This window comes from Pandoraea sp. PE-S2R-1, assembly GCF_002179865.1.
Classification (GTDB): Bacteria; Pseudomonadota; Gammaproteobacteria; order Burkholderiales; family Burkholderiaceae; genus Pandoraea.
In genome coordinates this window covers 447,804-463,913 of sequence record NZ_NGUR01000015.1, presented here as the reverse complement: position 1 = coordinate 463,913, position 16,110 = coordinate 447,804, and the positions used below count along the sequence as shown (strand labels likewise).

Here is a 16,110-nt window from a genome sequence, read left to right as displayed (position 1 = left end):
TTCCAGATTTACTGCGGATTGAAACCGGTTTTGCCGGCGAACATGACGGATTCAGCGAGTGCCTTCTGGGCTTGCAGCGCCGCAAGACTGCGCGTGTAGCTCGCTTCAAGCACGGCATAGGCGTCGCCACCCAGCACAGTACGCAACGGCGGCGTTGCCATCTGGCTGACGTCGTAAATCGCTGCTGCCATCTTTGCCGGATCGCCCGACGCCTGCTCGTCGCCGACTTCCTTGATTTGCTGGCGCAGCTTGCCGACGACGCTGTTCTGATAATCGGGCAGGGCGTCCGTCCAGCGAATGTTCGCGACGAAATCGGTCTTGATCGAGCCGGGTTCGATCAAGACCGTCTTGATGCCGAACTCGGCGACTTCCTGACTCACGGATTCGGCGAAGCCTTCGAGGCCGAATTTCGCGGCGTGATACATCGAGCCGCTCGGGAACGAGGCGCGGCCGCCGACACTGGTGACGTAGATCAGCGTACCGCGCTGCTTGGCGCGCAACGCGGGAAGGAAAGCGCGGGTCACGTGAATTGGCGCGATCAGATTCAACGTGAGCTGATGGTCGATATCCGACTGACTCATCTCTTCCATTGCACCGATGACGGCGCCGCCCGCGTTGTTCACCAGCACATCGATGTCGGTGTGACGCGCGGCGACGGCCTTCACTTGCGCAACGTCGGTGACGTCGAGCGCTTCGACGCTCAGCAGACCGGGATACTTTGCGGCCAGCGACTGCATGGCGTCGGGGCGCCGCACGGCGGCCACGACACGGTGGCCTTTCGCGAGCACGGCTTCCGTGAGGGCGAGACCCAAGCCACCCGAGGCACCGGTGATGAACCATTGTTGTTGAGACATGGCGTAAGACTCCTTGATATAAATGCGTGCGTACGCACTCAATTAAATGACAAAACTGTGAAAGCACAACTGCCTGAAACGAACTGACTTCACTGAAACGACGTGGACGAACGGCTGAATCTAACGGCTAAAACTTACGGCTTACAACGTGATGGCACGCCACAACATGCGCAATCCCAACTGCCGGTACTGCGCGCCAGCCTCTGGCTGCTGATTCACGTGCTCGATGGTGGTATCGGCAATGTGCTCGATCACCGACGAGAGAAACGAAATCGGCGCATCGACCAGAAGGCCTTCCCGTACGCCGTCTTCCATCATTTGCGCGACGGCAAGAAACGGCTCCATGCCCTGAAGCCGGGTCGCTTGCGGGATGACGCCCGATGCCGACAGACGTGCGACGGCGTACCGCCCGGCCGGATTGGCAAGCCCCCAACTGACATAGCGATCGAAAACATGCGCCATGCGCTGCTGGTAGGCCGCCGCATGGGGGTAATCCGGCATCAAAGCCCGCGCGAGATCCTGCTTGAGTTGCAGATACAGCTCCCGGAACAGGACTTCCTTGCTCTCGAAATAGGTGAACAACGTGCCTTCGGCGACACCCGCACCCTTCGCAATCGCCGACGTAGTCGCCATAACGCCGTGTTCGGCAACGGCGAGCGTTGCCGAATGAAGCAGGGCGTTACGTTTCTCGGGGCTTAACGGGCGAGCCATGGTGATTGCATTAAATAGAGTGAGTGCGCGCTCAATTATACGTAACTTGCGGTGAAATGCAAATCACCGGCTCATCACTGGCCAAACCACCCGCTGCACGCCGTGGAAGCGATGAAACGCGAGCCTCCGCGACAAAACGCGACAAAAGCCGACGGCGCGTCAATTGTCTTGCCCGAGGTGTGGGCATAACCTCTCGGCGTCGATGAAGGAAGGCACGGGCGCGGGTGATCATTCCATGGCGAAGCGCGCCAACAAGTCAGGCTTTGGATATCTGGTGGAGTAACGATGGCGACGATTGGCGCACGTGTGGGGTTCGGTCTTCTTGCCGCGATCGTTGCGGCGATCTCGTTGCAGGCAAGCGCACTGGAGCTGTCCGCCGCACGCGGCGGGCAGATTCTCGCGTCGAACGAAGCCGCCATCCGGGCGGGCGGCACGCCTGCGGCGCGATGGCAGCCGTCAGTGACCGACACGTGGCAGTGGCAACTCCGGGGGAAGGTCAACACGACCTACAACGTGGATGTCTACGACATCGACCTGTTCGATACCGACCCGGGCGTCATCGCCCAACTCAAGCGCGACGGCCGCAAGGTCGTTTGTTACTTCTCGGCGGGTAGTTCTGAAAACTGGCGCACCGATTTCAGTCAGTTCAAAGCGTGGGAGAAGGGCCGGGCGATGCGCGGCTGGGAGGGAGAAAATTGGCTCGATGTGAGATCCGACAACGTCCGGTCGATCATGAAGCAACGCCTCGACCGCGCCGTGGCAAAAGGTTGCGATGGCGTAGAGCCCGATAACGTTGACGGTTACGCCAACGACACGGGTTTTCCGCTCTCCGCGCAGGATCAGCTCGCCTTCAACGGCTTTCTCGCCCGCGAAGCGCACGCACGCAATCTGGCCATCGGCTTGAAGAACGACGTCAATCAGTTGGCGGCGCTCGAACCGCTGTTCGACTTCGCGGTGAACGAGGAGTGTCACGAACAGAACGAATGCCGTGGCTATCGCGCCTTCACGTCAAAGAACAAGCCGGTCCTGAATGCGGAGTATCGCGCGAGCTATCGCACCGAGGCGGGCCGTCGTGAGTTGTGTGCTGCGGCCCTGGCGGCGAATCTGCGCACACTGGTGCTGCCGCGCGAGCTGGACGACAGCTTCAGATTCAGTTGCGATTGACGGGAGCATACGGCGCTGAAATGCGCCGAAAGTTAAGTCATGTCGCCGCGTCGACAAACAAAAATAATTCTCATCAGGACTCCACACTATCCCGACATCGGGCTACGTAACATTTGCGATGACATTACCTCGCAGTCGCGTCAGCGCCAAACCCGATGAAGATTCTCTACACCAACTTCCACGTCGGCAGCGGCGGCGGCCAGGATACCTACATTCGCGACCTCGCCGTTGCGATGAGCCGGACCCATCAGGTGACGGTCGCGTCGCCGCCCGGCAGCCATCTGGCGACAAAATTCAAGGACACCCCCGGTGTCGAGACGGTCGAAATTCACTTCAAGCTGCGCTGGCACATGATGCTGCGCGAAACCCTGAAGCTGCGAAAACTGATCGAAACCCGGCGATTCGACATCATCCATGTGAACGGATCGGCCGATCACCGGCAAGTCATGCTGGCGCTCGTCGGCATGCGCAACCGGCCGGAAGTCGTCTTCACGAAACACAACACCTACGCCGCGACCTCGCTGGGCAACTGGTTTCGCGCGAAGTTTGCCACTCGTCTCACGATTGCCGTCAGCGACCACGTGAGCGAGATGCTGGCGCGTAAATCGCCCTACAAGAACGTCGTCGTCATCAAGCACGGCGTGCGTGCCATCGGTCATGAAGCCCTGAACTGGGACGAGATTCGTACGCGCCGATCCGCATTGCTCGGGGTGGATTCATCCGACGCCATCATCCTCGGCAGTGCGGCCGGTACTGGCGAATCGAAGGGATGGGCCGATCTGGTGGCGGCGCTCATGCTGCTGCCGGTCGATCTGCGCAGCCGCTTTCGCATCTGGCTGGCGGGTACCGATCCGAGTGCGGCGCAGCGCGCCATGGTGGCGCGTTGCGGACTGGACCAGCAGATCGTATTTACCGGCTCGCTCGATAGCGTGCAGGACCTGTTGGCCGTGACCGATGTGTCGTTCGTCCTGTCGTACTACGAGAGCCTGTCGTACGCCTGCCGCGAGGCCATGGCGATGGGCTGCCCGATGCTCGTGTCGAACGTGGGCGGCTTGCCTGAGAACGTCTCGAACGGCGTCGATGGCTGGATCGTCCCGCCGCGCAATGCCAGCGCCATCGCACAGGTGCTTCGAGACATCGTGGCCGACCCGGGGCGCGTGCGGTTGATGGGGCACATGGCGGCCATGAAGGCACGCTCGGAGTTCTGCTTCGAGAGCTTTGTCGCGGCCACGCAAGGCGTGTACATGGATGCGATGTCCGTCCAGCTCATTGCGTCGAAGCAACTGGCCTGAGGGCGCGGCGTGTCAGTTCCGATCCTGATGTACCACCAGATCCGGCCTTTGCCGGCACCGACGGACCCGTTGCGGGGTCTCAGCGTCGACCCGGGCATGTTCCGCCGTCAGATGACGTTGCTCAAGCGACTCGGCTATCAAGGGCTGAGCATGCGCGAGTTGCAGCAACACATGAGCGGCGTGTGGGATGCGCGAGGTGAGCCCCGGCGCCGTGTATTCGGCATCACGTTCGACGACGGATTCAGCAATGTGTTGACCAACGCCATGCCGGTGCTGAACGAACTCGGCTTCACGGCAACGTGCTACTTCGTCGCCGGCCGTCTGGGCGGTGAGAACGATTGGGACGCTCACCTCGCGACCGAGCGCACGCGGCTGATGTACCGGAAAGAATTGCTCACGTGGATGCGGCACGGTCACGAAGTGGGTTCGCACACGGTGGATCACGTCTCGCTGCCGGATGTCTCCGTGCAGGAGGCCACGCAGCAGATCGTCACGGCCAAGCGCCAGTTGGAAGACATCTGCAACGCGCGCGTGGAGTCGTTCTGCTACCCCTACGGTAATGTGAATCGTCAGGTGCGCGATCTGGTGGAACGGGCGGGTTACGGCAACGCCACCACCACGCGGCGAGGGCGGGCGGCACCGGACGACGATCCGTTCATGCTTGCCCGCATTGGCGTGGCTGGCGGCGTGGGGCCGTACCGGCTGCTCTACAAGTGCCTGACCAGCTAACACTCCAGCAGCCCCGCGAGCAGCGGAAGGGAATTCACAGGATATCTGACGTTTCATCGACCCTTCGGTGGAAGGGGAACAGGGTAACCTTGCGGTTTTCAGGAAACCTTGTCATCGATGAGCCGTCACAGCACACCTTCCCGACACGATAGCGGCAGGATCGGTCGTATCGGCGCCGGTTTGCTGGCCGCCATCGCAATTGCCTCCGTCTCGCTCGTGTTGCCCCGGACGGCCGAGGCCAAAGCCTGCCGCGCCGAAGGTGGCGACACCAGCCGCCCATCCATCGGGCTGGTCCTGTCGGGTGGCGGCGCCAGAGGCTATGCCCATCTCGGCGTGCTGGAGGTGCTTGAACAGAACCACATCCCGGTCGACTGCATCGCGGCGGCCAGCATGGGGGCGGTCGTGGGCGGCCTGTACGCGAGCGGGCTGGACACGAAGGACATGCGTCACCGGCTCGAGAACGTGAATCTGGCCGATGTGGCGTTCGACGTCGTCGACCGCAGCGATCTGCCGCAGTCCTTGCGCGAAGACGAGCGCTATTACGTCGACAGCTTCTCGCTGGGCTACGGCAGCAATGGTTTTCAGTTGCCAGCGGGGCTGGTGCATGGCAATCGCCTGCAAGCCTTGTTACAGGAATGGACGCCGACCATCACGGGCAAGGTCACGTTCGACAGCCTGCCCATTCCGTTTCGCGCGATTGCCACCGACCTGCGCACCGGGCAGATGGTGGTACTCGATCACGGGTCGCTGCCGCAGGCCATTCGCGCCAGCATGGCGTTGCCGGGGCTGTTTTCGCCGACCGATGTCGATGGCCGGACGCTGATCGACGGGGGCATTACCAGCAATCTGCCGATCGAGACCGTGCGGGAGATGGGCGCGGATATCGTGATCGCCGTCGATATCGGTTCGCCGCTGCGCCCGCTCGACGCGCTGTCGTCACCGGCCGATGTGATGCAGCAGATGATCGGCATTCTGATTCGCCAGAACGTGGCCCGGCAGCGCGACCAGTTGCACAAGGGCGACGTGCTGATTCAACCGGATCTGGGCCGGCTCACCTTCACCGATTTTCAGGATGCCGCCCGCGCCATCGACGCGGGCGAAGCCGCCACGCGTGCCGCGCTTCCGCAATTGAAGCAGCTCGCGTTGTCACCCGCTGACTATGCCGCGTGGCGGGGGCGCCATGAAACGCCCGCCCCGCAGACCGTGCGCATTGCAAAGATCGAAATCCAGTCGCGCGGGGTCGTGCCGCCGTCGAAGATTCGGGCGGCGATTCATGTCAAAGAGGGGGATATCTACGACCCGGCGCGCATCAACAAGGATCTGCAAGCACTGACCAATGAGGACGACTTCGAAACGGTGACGCAGCAGATCGTCGACGACAACGGCGAGCACAAGCTGGTCATCACCGCGCAGGAGAAGCGCTGGGGGCCGAACTTCCTGCTGTTCGGACTCGGGCTCTCGGCGACGACCAAGGAAGAGGGCAACTTCCGGATGCACGTCGGCTATCGTCGTCCGTGGCTGACCGACAGTGGCCTTGAAGCACGCGTGGACGCAACGCTCGGCAGCGATCAGGCCGATCTGCACATGGAGCTTCGCCAGCCGCTCGCCAATGCGTGGGGACCGTACATCGCACCCTATGTCGATCTGCAACGACGGCACGCGAACGTCTACGACGAATCGGGCGATATCAAGCTCACGCGATACCGTCTGACCACCGAGCGCGCCGGCGTCGATTTCGGTTTCCCGTTGTCGCATTTTGGCGACTTCCGCCTTGGTATTGCCTATGCCCATGGCAGTGCCTCACCCCAGTACAACCTGCCCATCGAGGACGACGGGGCACCGCGTCAACTGCTGTTCCCGGATATCTACGGCCGGCAGTTGAGCGCGCGTGCGCGGCTGGTGATCGATCAGTTGGACGATCCGCAATTTGTCCGTAAGGGCTACTTCGTGGAATTGCGTGCCGAGCGCTCGTTGTTCGCTGGCGACGACAGCTACACCGAGGTGTACGGGAAGACGCTGGTGGCGGCGAGTTATGGGCGGCACAGCGTCAACGCCAGCGTGGAGGCGGGCAATAACTTCGGCGGCGTGAACCCGACCAATCCGTTCGGCTTCACGTTGGGCGGCTTCCAGCATCTGTCGGCTTATGCGGCCGACCAGTTGGCAGGGAATTCGATGTTCTACAGTCAGGTGACGTACATGAACCAGCTCGCGACATTCTCGGCGTCGCCGATCCGGCGGCTGTTCGTGGGGCTGAGTCTGGAAGCGGGCAATGTGTGGGGTGGCGACGCCAGTTTCGGCAGCGGTACGCTACGCAGGAGCATTACGGCATTCACGGCGCTGACGACGTCATTCGGCCCGATCTACCTTGGTGTCGCGTTCGCGCCGGGCGGACGCAACAACTTCTACTTCCAATTGGGACGGACGTATTGAGCGAGTCCGGTGCGATGGACACGGCGCTGTTGCAAACTCGCGTCATCATTGAGCGTTCATGACGTCAGCGTTCGTGGCGTCACAGCTTGGCAGGTTATTCGCGCGGGTGGAATGCGCGGCCGATATCGGGAAATCGACAGTTCATGGAAACGGGTACTTCATCGACGCATTCGAATCGGGTGGGGTCAGCGTTCGAGGTTCTTGGGGTGTTTCTCAAGCTGGGGCTGACGTCTTTCGGCGGCCCCATCGCGCATCTGGGGTATTTCCGCCGGGAGTTTGTCGAGCGCAGGCGCTGGCTCGACGACGGGACTTTTACCGACCTGCTGGGGCTGTGTCAGTTCCTGCCGGGGCCGGCGAGCAGTCAACTCGGCTTTTCTATTGGCTTGCTGCGCGCAGGTTGGCTTGGCGGGCTCGCGGCGTGGCTTGGCTTCACGTTGCCGTCCGTTCTGCTGCTGCTCGCCTTTGCTGCCGTTGCCCCCGACCTTGGCGGCCCGGCCGGCAGCGGGTTGATTCATGGGTTGAAGCTCGTTGCCGTCGCTGTCGTCGCGCAAGCCGTTTGGGATATGGCGAGGCGGCTATGCCCGGATCATCGCCGTGCCGCCATCGCACTCGTCACCGTGGCAGCGCTCAGCGTGCTGACGACCGTTTACGCGCAACTCATCGTTATCGCACTGGGTGCAGTGCTGGGACTCGTGTTCTGCAAGACGGCGTCATCTTCAGATTTGCATGGACCATCGGTGCGGCCCCACGTGTTTGGTGTTTCACGCGCGGCAGGCGTCGTGGCATTGATCTGCTTCTTTGCCCTGTTGTTCGGGCTCCCGGCGTTAGCGGGGTCCTATGCCGGGCAGTCACTCAAGGTATTCGACGCCTTCTATCGATCAGGGGCGTTAGTGTTTGGCGGCGGTCACGTGGTGCTGCCTCTGTTGCAACAACAAACCGTCGCGACGGGCTGGATCTCGTCCAACGATTTTCTGGCCGGCTATGGTGCCGCTCAGGCCGTTCCCGGCCCGCTGTTCTCGTTCGCGGCGTTTCTTGGGTGGATGTTGGCGGGAACGCCGAATTACTGGGCCGGTGCATTGCTGGCCACCGTAGGTATTTTCCTGCCCGGCGTGCTGCTGGTTCTCGCAGCGCTTCCCTACTGGCAAGTGCTGCGAGGCCGCTCATCGACGACGGCGCTTCTTGCCGGCGTGAATGCGGCGGTCGTCGGGCTACTGGCGAGCGCGTTGTATTCCCCGGTCTGGACAAGTGCGGTGCATTCCACACTAGACTTTGCGGTCGCTGTCATCGGCTTTTTCCTGCTTGCGCGCTGGAAGTTTCCACCACTGGTTGTGGTTGTGTTTTGTGCGCTCGCCGGTATCGCCCAAGCGACGTTGCACTGACGCGGGCGAAGGATTTAATCGTCGTGAATCGACCGGATCACCCGCGCCGGATTGCCGCCGACGAGCGAGTTCGCGGGAACATCCTTGGTGACCACCGAGCCAGCCGCCACCACGGCGTTTTCGCCGATAGTCACGCCGCCGACGACGATGGCGCCGGTCGCAATCCATACCCCCTTGCCGATCACGATAGGCTTGCCGATGGTGGTCGAGCGGCGCTGCGCAGGATCGAGCGGATGGCTCGTCGTGATGAGGCTCACGTTCGGGCCGATCATGACGTCGTCGCCGATGTCGAGGCCACCGAGATCGTGGAACGTGCAGTTTTGATTGACGAAGACATTGCGCCCGACGCGGGTTTCGTTGCCCCCCGCCGTGTAGAACGGGGGGATCAACAGAAAGCTGTCGTCGATCTCCCTGCCGATGAGTTCGCTGAACAACGCGCGCACCTGATCCGCGTCGTCGAACGTCAGGCGGTTGAGCTTGGCGGTGATCGCCATGGCGCGCCTGACGTTCGCCACCATGGCAGCGGACTCCGCCGTCTTGGCGCGGATAATTCTGGTGCGGTCGTCGATGGGCATTCGTCAAATTCCTTGGGGAAACCGCTTGCGACGCGTCTTGGCTTTAGCCTTGGCGTTGCCCTTGCGGCGCCTGAATCATCTTCCAGCCATTGCCCGCCGGGTCACGAAACCCTGCATCGACGCTGCCATAGCGTTCGACCGGCTCCTGCGTGAACTCGACGCCACTGGCCTTGAGCCGGGTGTAGCTCTCGCGGCAGTCTGACACATGCAGGACGAGCGGCGGCATGGCGCCCTTGGCGACCATTGCCCGCAGCGTTTGGGCGGTCGCTTCGTCATGGATGGGCGGGCCGGGCGTGAACAAGCCGAGCTGAAACGAGGGCTGCTCCGGATGCTGGACGGTGAGCCAGCGGTAAGCGCCATTGCGCACGTCCGTGTGCACGCGAAAACCGAGTTTCCCGACATAGAACGCCAACGCTTCCTCCTGATCGTCGACGTACAAGCCCACCACACTGATGCCTTGGTTCATGAGACCTCCTTGGTTGATGGGCCGACTTTACCGTCGGCAGTTTGGCGGCGCTTCTCCAAAACTGCGATGTTGAGATCGGGACGCTGAGCGGCTTTCAGGACGCAAGCGGGGACACGCTCCAGCGGCTGCGTGTTGGCCTGTGCCTGCTTGCGCATGGCGCCCGGGCTCATGCCGGTGATGTCGCGAAAGATTCGGCCAAACGTGCCGAGGCTTTCCCAGCCCGTTGCATAGGCGATGTCGGTGATGCTGAGTTCGGTGTCGCGTAGCAGGGTATTGGCTTGCTCGATGCGCCGCGTCAGCAGATAGCGATGCGGCGGAAGGCCGAAGGCAAGTTTGAAGGCGCGGGCGAAATGGGCTTTAGACGCCCCACTGACCGCCGCCAATCGTTCGATCGGCCATGCTTCGTGCGACGCGGAATCCATGCGGTCTTTGGCCCGCAGCAGGCGGCGCAGCAGCGCGGGATCTTGCAGGCCTTGCGGCACCGGCGACGAAGCACCCTCTACCGGCGTGGCGGATGCGTCAGTCGAGCCGGGGCGGTGGCTTTTTCGAGAGGTCATGAGATCCACGAGCGCAGAGAGCGTTGGCGTAGTTTAGGCGCAAGGCGAGCGCCTGTGAACGCCGTCAGTCGTTCGACGCGTTTTGCTTCGCAGCATCAGTGCGACGACACATAAGCCGCACCGGCGAAGGCGGCCGGGATGGCGAAGCTTTCACGCATCCGCCGCGTCTCGGCCGCCGGTGTCAGACCGAATAGCCGCTTGAACTCGCGGCTGAATTGCGAGGCGCTGGTGTAGCCCACGGCATGGCTCGCCACCTCCGCGCTCATGCCCTGACGCACCATCAGCAATCTCGCCTGATGCAGGCGTGTCGACTTCACATACTGCATGGGCGATACCTGCGTAATCGCCTTGAAATGGCTATGAAAGCTCGGCACGCTCATACCCGCAGCGTCGGCCAGTTGTGTCACATCGAGCGGCTGGGCATAGCCAGCGTGAATCAGTCGTAGCGATCGCCCGATCTTGCCGAACTGTCCACGCATCGCCAACGCCTCTCGCATCGCACCGCCTTGCGCACCGGTCAGCACCCGGAAGTAGATTTCACGCAGCAGCCCCGGGCCCAGTATCGCGGCGTCAAGCGGTCGCGACATGGCTTCGAGAAAGCGCAGCACAGACGCCTGCATGGTGTCGTCCATCGGCGTGGACATCATGCTTTGCGGCGCATCGACATGATCCGTCATGCCCTCACGTTCAATCTGCGCCATCAACTCGGCCGCCAACGCAAAATCGAGATGCAGATACAGCGCGAGCAGCGGCCGCTCGGGCGTTGCGTCGGTTTCCATAGTGAAAGGCACGGGCACCGAGACGGCGAGATAGTGGTGCTCGTCGTACACGTACAACTGATCGCCGAAATACCCGCGCTTGCGCCCCTGACACACGATCACGATGCCGGGGTCGTACAGCACCGGCGTGCGCGCCAGCGCCTGATCCGAGCGCAGGATGCGAACGCTTGGCAAGGCCGTCAGGTTGTAGCCCTCTGAGGGGGCCAACGTGCGCAGCAAGGCAACCGTGCGGGCTCGCGTGGACGACGCCGTTTCCGGAGGCCGTCGGGCGGCAATGCTTTTGCTCATAGTTTTAGGCAAGAATATTAGCGAAATCTAGCTTAATCACATCGTTCGCCGAGATTAGTATGCATTCTCCATGCAACGTTTGAGAGAGGCAACCATGGCATCGAACAAGATTCTGCTCGTCACCGGCGTCAGCAGCGGCTTCGGCCGCGCGCTCGCACAAGAGGCACTGTCGGTGGGGCACAAGGTAGTGGGGACGGTGAGGAGTGCGGAGGCAAAGCGTGATTTCGAATCGCTCTCGGCGGCGGCCGTCGGGCGTGTGCTGGACGTCACCGATTTCGATTCCATCGACGATGTCGTGTCGGAGATCGAGGCGAGCGTGGGGCCGATCGACGTGCTGGTGAACAACGCGGGCTATGGCCACGAAGGCATTCTGGAAGAGTCGCCGTTGTCCGAAATGCGTCGCCAATTCGATGTGAATGTTTTCGGCGCGGTGGCCATGATGAAAGCGGTGCTGCCATTCATGCGTGCGCGCCGACGGGGTCATATTCTGAACATCACGTCGATGGGCGGCTACATCACGATGCCGGGCATCGCGTATTACTGCGGCAGCAAATTTGCGCTGGAGGGGATTTCGGAAAGCCTCGGCAAAGAGGTCAAACCTTTCGGCATCGCGGTAACGGCGGTGGCCCCCGGCTCGTTCCGGACCGATTGGGCAGGGCGCTCGATGACGCGCACGCCGCGTTCGATTGCCGACTACGACGGAGTGTTCAATCCGGTGCGCGCGGCGCGCGAAGAGAAGAACGGCAAACAACTCGGCGATCCCGCGAAAGCGGCGCGCGCGATGCTGGCTGCGATCGCAGCAGAACATCCTCCTGCGCATCTGCTGCTCGGCAGCGATGCCCTCAAACTCGTGCGCGACAAATTGTCCGCCATGGGAGCAGAACTCGAAGCGTGGGAGTCACTGACGGTGTCGACGGACGGTTGATGGCGACGCCGCTGCGTTTGAGCTGCGGGTCAGATCAGCGGAACGCCGTCTTCAGGAATGCCGCCACGTCAGCCGGCGACTCTGCCTGTCCTTGGGGATCGCCGCCCATTGTGACGCCGCGCGTCAGACAGCGTTTCGACTCCGCTGTGGCGGCAGCGCCCGTCAGGGACTGGCCGTCGCGAGTCATCGTGAGCGCGCGACGGTCGAGATCATAAACACCGCGGCATTCTCGCCCGCTTGTCGCCAGCGGTACCGAGCGAATCGATGTCGGCCGGTCGAACGCGTGATAGGCGTTCGGATATTCTTTAACGACCACCTGCGCGCCCTTTGCGCGCAGCGTGTCTGCGTAAGCCACGCAGGGGGCGGCTGGCGTGTAATTGTCCTTGCCGCCGACCAGCATCATGACAGGGGCGCCATCGAGCCGCGCCGATGCGTAAGAAATACCGCAGGAAGGATAGAACGCCACATGGGCGGCAAAACGCAAATCGTTATCCGCCGCAATCTGTTGAAACGGCGCGAGCGCGGAATAGAGCGATGCGAACCCGCCCCGCGAAAATCCCATTACGGCGATTCGATGCTTATCAATGCGCGGGTCGGTGGCCAGCAAGCGCAGGGCTGCATAAGCATCGGCAATATCGGCCGCCATCGAAAGCTGCGTCTGATCCTTCTCGGTGTTTCGGATGCCGCGTCCAGTGAAGCTGTCCACGATGAAGCTGGCATACCCCAACGCATTCATTCGTGCGGCCCACACGCGCTCCCCGGGATTCACGCCGCTGCTGCCATGCAGGATGATCACTGCGGGAACGACCGGCGGTGCGTTCTCCGGCAGCGTCAGCGTGCCTTCAATGATGGCTTTGCTGTTGCCGGTGTAGTTCGCGAGAAAATCACCGGTACTGCGGGGCGTCACTGACGCGAAGGTGATGACACCGTTGCGGCCGTCAGCCAGCGACGTCGTGACGGCCGAGCCGCCGGTACCCGTCGATGCGCACGCCACCAACGCACTGGCGGCGAGCCCCGAGAGAAGGCGCCCGGCGGCGAAACGAATCATCCCTCTGCCTTCGCAAAGCGACTCTGCGCGGCGACGAGCGGGTCGTCCGTCGTCGCGACCAGCCACAAGCTGGCCTGCTCCACGATGAGCCGATTGTGGTCTTTCAACGGCCCCATCGCGGCCGCCGCTTTCCAGACCACGGGGGCTGTCTTGCTCTTGCGTCCCGATGCTGCGCCCACGAGCAGGCAGTGCGGTCCGAGCGGCAGCGACACGAACGGAAGGCCCGGGCTGATAGCGAGACGCCAGTCGATGAACGGTGCGTCGCCGATGAGCAAGGAAGCGGGCAAGCCGTAAAGCACGGTGAAGTCGTATAACGCCAGTTGCTCGCGCATGCCCGAGTAGCCACGGCGAATATCCTCGACGATGGCCGCACGGATTTCATCGTCGAACATCGCCTCTTCCGAATACCGCATGAAGGCTTCGCGCGCGGTCTTCTGATAGGCGCTGAACAGTCCGAGCGAGAGGCAATCCGCCACGGCGCGCTGCACTTCCGCCGCAGAGCCTGCCTCTTCCGGCTTCCCCAACTGCGCCGCCTTCAGAAACCGCGCGAGTCCCGCTTCCTGAATCGGCGGCCCTTCGACGGTGGCATCGTCGGCAACCGTCTTGTCGAGCGGCACGTAGATGTAGGCCTCGGATGCGAAGTGCGACTTCTTGCCCTCGTCGAACTTGACTTCGCCGTCGGTGCAATCGAGATAGCGGGTGCCGATTCGACCATGCTCCCAAACCCAGTTCTTCAGGAAGGGACGTAACGGATGCAGCTTGTCGTGATCAGCCATTGAATTCTCCAAGTGCCCCAGTATAGGGTCAGCCCGACGAAGGGGCAGCCGAGTGCATCACTCAACCGGCTTGCGCCACACGCTGGCCAGCCACGGCTGCTGCTCGCGCGGCAGACCCGTGGGGCGGTAATAGTGTTCGAGTTCGATAAAGCCGGCGCTCTCGACATACTGGCGCCACGTCTCCAGATCGTGGAATGCGCCGTAACGCCCGTGGTGCCAGCCTTCCTGATTGGTCCCTCGCGGATTGGAACTGAACAGCACGCCACCGGGTTTCAGCGTCGCGTACAACTCTCGCAGTACGCGCGGCAATTCCTGACTCGGGACGTGGAACAGCACCGCATTCGCGAAGATGCCGTCAAAGTGCGACGCGGGCAAATCCAGTTGGAGAAAATCCTGCTGCCAGACTTCGCAGCCCGAGTCCTCCCGCGCCATTGCCACAAAGCGCTCGGCACCTTCGAGCCCGATCGCACGATGACCCATTGCGGTGAAGGTCTTGAGATCGCGCCCGGGGCCGCAACCGAAATCGAGAATCGTGAAGGGCGGCGTGCCATTGATATGACGCAACAACGCCGACATGTTTTGCGAGACGTCGTGGTCGCGCGTGCCTTCACGGAAGTCTTCCGCGTTGGCGTTGTAGTGCTGCAACGTACCGGCACTGACGGTGTCGAGTTTGGGGGGCGTGGGTGTCATGGGGTGAGCGTGTTACGGGTGAGTCATCAAGTAGTCCGCCACCGCCTGATAAGCGGGCAGTGACGTGGGATCGTTCGCTGAATTGCTGGCGCTCGGATGGGAGCTGAAGCGTGCGATCACCATCTGCGCGGCAGGATCGACATAGATCGCCTGACCGTGGACGCCGCGCGCCATGAACGCGCCGTGGGCGTTGTGCGATACCCACCACATGCCGCTGTAGCTCCAGCCTTTGAGCAGGTCATAACCGGCCTTCGCAAATTTGGCCTTGTCGCCGCCGGCACGAATGTGATCGATGGCCTGCTTCGGCACCAGCCGCTTGCCATTGATCGTGCCGCCTTCCAGCATCAGTTCACCGATGCGCGCCATGTCACGTAACCCTGCGTTGAAGCCACCGCCCGCGAAGGGCGTGCCGAGCGAGTCGACGGTGTAATAAGCGTCTTGTTCCGCACCCATGTGCTGCCAGATGCGTTCGGATAACAACTGCGCAACCGGCTTGCCGGTCTTGCGGGCGATGATCCATCCCAGCGCGTCGGTGTTGACCGTCTTGTAAGCGAAGGCCGAGCCGTGCTCGCCCTGTTTGCGCACGGTTTGCAGGTATTCCCAATAGGTTCTCGGCCCGGTGTAACCGCGCGGTTTGGGTAGCGGGCTTCCCGCATCGGCATGACGCCAGACTTCCGCATTGGGATCGCTATAGTCCTCGCTGAATTGCAGTCCGGTCGTCATGTCCATGACCTGTCGAACGGTGGCGTCGCCAAAGGCGCTTTGCCGCAGTTCGGGGACGATGGTGTCGACGCGCGCGTTCTCGTCGATCACGCCTTCAGCGACGAGCATTTCGCCGAGCAATCCGGTCAGCGACTTCGTTACCGACATCGCGCCGTGTTGTCCGTTGGCATCGAGGCAGCCGGCGTAGCGCTCATACACCACGCGGCCCTTGTGCAGCACGATGACGCCATCCGTGTAGTTGGCATCGAACGCCTGCCGCCAGCTCATCTTCACGTCGCTGCCAATCGGTGTGAAAGTGACGGCATCGATGCCTGCGTCGATTTTACGAGCCAATGGCACTGCGCCGCCGGGGCCGCGCGACACGCCGACGGTCGGCATGAGTTCACGGAAGTGGCAGACCGTCCAGCGCGACTTGGGAAAGGTGAAGTAATCGCCATCGGTAAAACGAATGGCCTTGTCGTCAGGCGGCGGCGACCCGGTCATCCAGCCGAGCGTGCGTGGGTCGGACTGGGCAGCGGTCATGGGGGCGTCGGTCTTGGCCAGTGCGAGCGGCACCGCGAACGCGGCGCAAAGCATCGACGCGCCGATAACGGCCGTAATGGAACGACGGGATGGCGTTGCTGTTCTGATCGGCAAGTTGAGCTTTGGCAAGGAGTGAGCGGACACCGAATCTGTCCGTCAGTATGCCACCGAAGCCTTCGAGCCCTTGCTCCGGGGAAATGCC

The 16,110-nt window shown here is 62.3% G+C and carries 16 protein-coding genes; 6 read left to right on the top strand and 10 right to left on the bottom strand.

Translation table 11 applies throughout. From position 1 onward, the window contains the following. Positions 1 to 8 precede the first annotated feature (8 nt). Complete coding sequence (locus CDV44_RS19505; protein WP_087689805.1) at positions 9 to 854, bottom strand: SDR family NAD(P)-dependent oxidoreductase; 846 nt, start codon at positions 852 to 854, stop codon at positions 9 to 11. 141 nt (positions 855 to 995) lie between these two features. Next, on the bottom strand, positions 996 to 1,565 hold the full coding sequence (locus tag CDV44_RS19500) for a TetR/AcrR family transcriptional regulator (protein WP_087689803.1): 570 nt from the start codon (positions 1,563 to 1,565) through the stop codon (positions 996 to 998). Positions 1,566 to 1,850: 285 nt separating this feature from the next. Here CDV44_RS19500 and CDV44_RS19495 point away from each other — a divergent pair, with 285 nt between their 5' ends. The 5 genes from CDV44_RS19495 (at position 1,851) to chrA (ending at position 8,559) form a co-directional block, all read left to right on the top strand. After that, positions 1,851 to 2,729 (top strand): endo alpha-1,4 polygalactosaminidase, encoded by an 879-nt coding sequence (locus CDV44_RS19495; RefSeq protein WP_087689801.1) that lies wholly within the window; start codon positions 1,851 to 1,853, stop codon positions 2,727 to 2,729. 155 nt (positions 2,730 to 2,884) lie between these two features. Beyond that, positions 2,885 to 4,021, top strand: coding sequence for a glycosyltransferase (locus tag CDV44_RS19490; RefSeq protein WP_087689799.1), 1,137 nt, complete (start codon positions 2,885 to 2,887; stop codon positions 4,019 to 4,021). A gap of 27 nt (positions 4,022 to 4,048) precedes the next feature. Continuing rightward, positions 4,049 to 4,750 carry a polysaccharide deacetylase family protein gene (locus CDV44_RS19485; protein ID WP_087689797.1) on the top strand — a complete coding sequence of 234 codons (702 nt, stop codon included), beginning with the start codon at positions 4,049 to 4,051 and terminating at the stop codon, positions 4,748 to 4,750. Between the two features lie 117 nt (positions 4,751 to 4,867). Further along, positions 4,868 to 7,180: a patatin-like phospholipase family protein gene (locus CDV44_RS19480; protein WP_087689795.1), complete on the top strand. Its 2,313-nt coding sequence runs from the start codon at positions 4,868 to 4,870 to the stop codon at positions 7,178 to 7,180. A 143-nt stretch (positions 7,181 to 7,323) separates the two neighbouring features. Further along, positions 7,324 to 8,559 carry a chromate efflux transporter gene (gene chrA / locus CDV44_RS19475; RefSeq protein ID WP_087689793.1) on the top strand — a complete coding sequence of 412 codons (1,236 nt, stop codon included), beginning with the start codon at positions 7,324 to 7,326 and terminating at the stop codon, positions 8,557 to 8,559. A gap of 14 nt (positions 8,560 to 8,573) precedes the next feature. Here the strand turns inward: chrA and CDV44_RS19470 are convergent, their stop codons facing one another. The 4 genes from CDV44_RS19470 to CDV44_RS19455 form a co-directional block, all read right to left on the bottom strand. Further along, positions 8,574 to 9,134: a sugar O-acetyltransferase gene (locus tag CDV44_RS19470; RefSeq protein ID WP_087689791.1), complete on the bottom strand. Its 561-nt coding sequence runs from the start codon at positions 9,132 to 9,134 to the stop codon at positions 8,574 to 8,576. A 43-nt stretch (positions 9,135 to 9,177) separates the two neighbouring features. Further along, on the bottom strand, positions 9,178 to 9,600 hold the full coding sequence (locus CDV44_RS19465; protein ID WP_087689789.1) for a VOC family protein: 423 nt from the start codon (positions 9,598 to 9,600) through the stop codon (positions 9,178 to 9,180). Then, the gene (locus CDV44_RS19460) at positions 9,597 to 10,157 is read right to left on the bottom strand and encodes a helix-turn-helix domain-containing protein (RefSeq protein ID WP_087689787.1); all 561 of its coding nucleotides are present in this window, start codon (positions 10,155 to 10,157) and stop codon (positions 9,597 to 9,599) included. The genes CDV44_RS19465 and CDV44_RS19460 overlap by 4 nt, the downstream gene beginning before the upstream one ends. A 95-nt stretch (positions 10,158 to 10,252) precedes the next feature. After that, positions 10,253 to 11,224, bottom strand: coding sequence for an AraC family transcriptional regulator (locus tag CDV44_RS19455; protein WP_087689785.1), 972 nt, complete (start codon positions 11,222 to 11,224; stop codon positions 10,253 to 10,255). Between the two features lie 94 nt (positions 11,225 to 11,318). Between CDV44_RS19455 and CDV44_RS19450 the strand changes: the two genes are divergently transcribed. After that, positions 11,319 to 12,149 (top strand): oxidoreductase, encoded by an 831-nt coding sequence (locus tag CDV44_RS19450; RefSeq protein WP_087689784.1) that lies wholly within the window; start codon positions 11,319 to 11,321, stop codon positions 12,147 to 12,149. A gap of 34 nt (positions 12,150 to 12,183) precedes the next feature. Here CDV44_RS19450 and CDV44_RS19445 read toward each other — a convergent pair whose 3' ends face one another. From CDV44_RS19445 to CDV44_RS19430, 4 genes are read right to left on the bottom strand one after another with little or no spacing between them, the layout of a single operon-like run. Continuing rightward, on the bottom strand, positions 12,184 to 13,197 hold the full coding sequence (locus CDV44_RS19445; RefSeq protein WP_087689782.1) for a dienelactone hydrolase family protein: 1,014 nt from the start codon (positions 13,195 to 13,197) through the stop codon (positions 12,184 to 12,186). Beyond that, positions 13,194 to 13,973 carry a hypothetical protein gene (locus CDV44_RS19440; RefSeq protein ID WP_087689780.1) on the bottom strand — a complete coding sequence of 260 codons (780 nt, stop codon included), beginning with the start codon at positions 13,971 to 13,973 and terminating at the stop codon, positions 13,194 to 13,196. Before CDV44_RS19440 ends, CDV44_RS19445 begins: the two co-directional genes overlap by 4 nt. 57 nt (positions 13,974 to 14,030) lie before the next feature. Continuing rightward, positions 14,031 to 14,663: a bifunctional 2-polyprenyl-6-hydroxyphenol methylase/3-demethylubiquinol 3-O-methyltransferase UbiG gene (locus tag CDV44_RS19435; protein ID WP_087689778.1), complete on the bottom strand. Its 633-nt coding sequence runs from the start codon at positions 14,661 to 14,663 to the stop codon at positions 14,031 to 14,033. Between the two features lie 12 nt (positions 14,664 to 14,675). After that, positions 14,676 to 15,962 (bottom strand): serine hydrolase, encoded by a 1,287-nt coding sequence (locus CDV44_RS19430; RefSeq protein ID WP_087689777.1) that lies wholly within the window; start codon positions 15,960 to 15,962, stop codon positions 14,676 to 14,678. Positions 15,963 to 16,110: the final 148 nt, after the last annotated feature.

Excerpts from the sequence above, each read along its gene's own strand:
- CDV44_RS19445 (WP_087689782.1), bottom strand. The coding sequence starts at position 13,197 with ATGATTCGTTTCGCCGCCGGGCGCCTTCTCTCGGGGCTCGCCGCCAGT.
- CDV44_RS19450 (WP_087689784.1), top strand. The coding sequence starts at position 11,319 with ATGGCATCGAACAAGATTCTGCTCGTCACCGGCGTCAGCAGCGGCTTC.
- CDV44_RS19485 (WP_087689797.1), top strand. The coding sequence starts at position 4,049 with ATGTACCACCAGATCCGGCCTTTGCCGGCACCGACGGACCCGTTGCGG.
- CDV44_RS19435 (WP_087689778.1), bottom strand. The coding sequence starts at position 14,663 with ATGACACCCACGCCCCCCAAACTCGACACCGTCAGTGCCGGTACGTTG.
- CDV44_RS19440 (WP_087689780.1), bottom strand. The coding sequence starts at position 13,973 with ATGGCTGATCACGACAAGCTGCATCCGTTACGTCCCTTCCTGAAGAAC.
- CDV44_RS19495 (WP_087689801.1), top strand. The coding sequence starts at position 1,851 with ATGGCGACGATTGGCGCACGTGTGGGGTTCGGTCTTCTTGCCGCGATC.
- CDV44_RS19430 (WP_087689777.1), bottom strand. The coding sequence starts at position 15,962 with ATGCTTTGCGCCGCGTTCGCGGTGCCGCTCGCACTGGCCAAGACCGAC.
- chrA (WP_087689793.1), top strand. The coding sequence starts at position 7,324 with ATGGAAACGGGTACTTCATCGACGCATTCGAATCGGGTGGGGTCAGCG.
- CDV44_RS19480 (WP_087689795.1), top strand. The coding sequence starts at position 4,868 with ATGAGCCGTCACAGCACACCTTCCCGACACGATAGCGGCAGGATCGGT.
- CDV44_RS19465 (WP_087689789.1), bottom strand. The coding sequence starts at position 9,600 with ATGAACCAAGGCATCAGTGTGGTGGGCTTGTACGTCGACGATCAGGAG.
- CDV44_RS19455 (WP_087689785.1), bottom strand. The coding sequence starts at position 11,224 with ATGAGCAAAAGCATTGCCGCCCGACGGCCTCCGGAAACGGCGTCGTCC.
- CDV44_RS19490 (WP_087689799.1), top strand. The coding sequence starts at position 2,885 with ATGAAGATTCTCTACACCAACTTCCACGTCGGCAGCGGCGGCGGCCAG.
- CDV44_RS19460 (WP_087689787.1), bottom strand. The coding sequence starts at position 10,157 with ATGACCTCTCGAAAAAGCCACCGCCCCGGCTCGACTGACGCATCCGCC.
- CDV44_RS19500 (WP_087689803.1), bottom strand. The coding sequence starts at position 1,565 with ATGGCTCGCCCGTTAAGCCCCGAGAAACGTAACGCCCTGCTTCATTCG.
- CDV44_RS19505 (WP_087689805.1), bottom strand. The coding sequence starts at position 854 with ATGTCTCAACAACAATGGTTCATCACCGGTGCCTCGGGTGGCTTGGGT.
- CDV44_RS19470 (WP_087689791.1), bottom strand. The coding sequence starts at position 9,134 with ATGCCCATCGACGACCGCACCAGAATTATCCGCGCCAAGACGGCGGAG.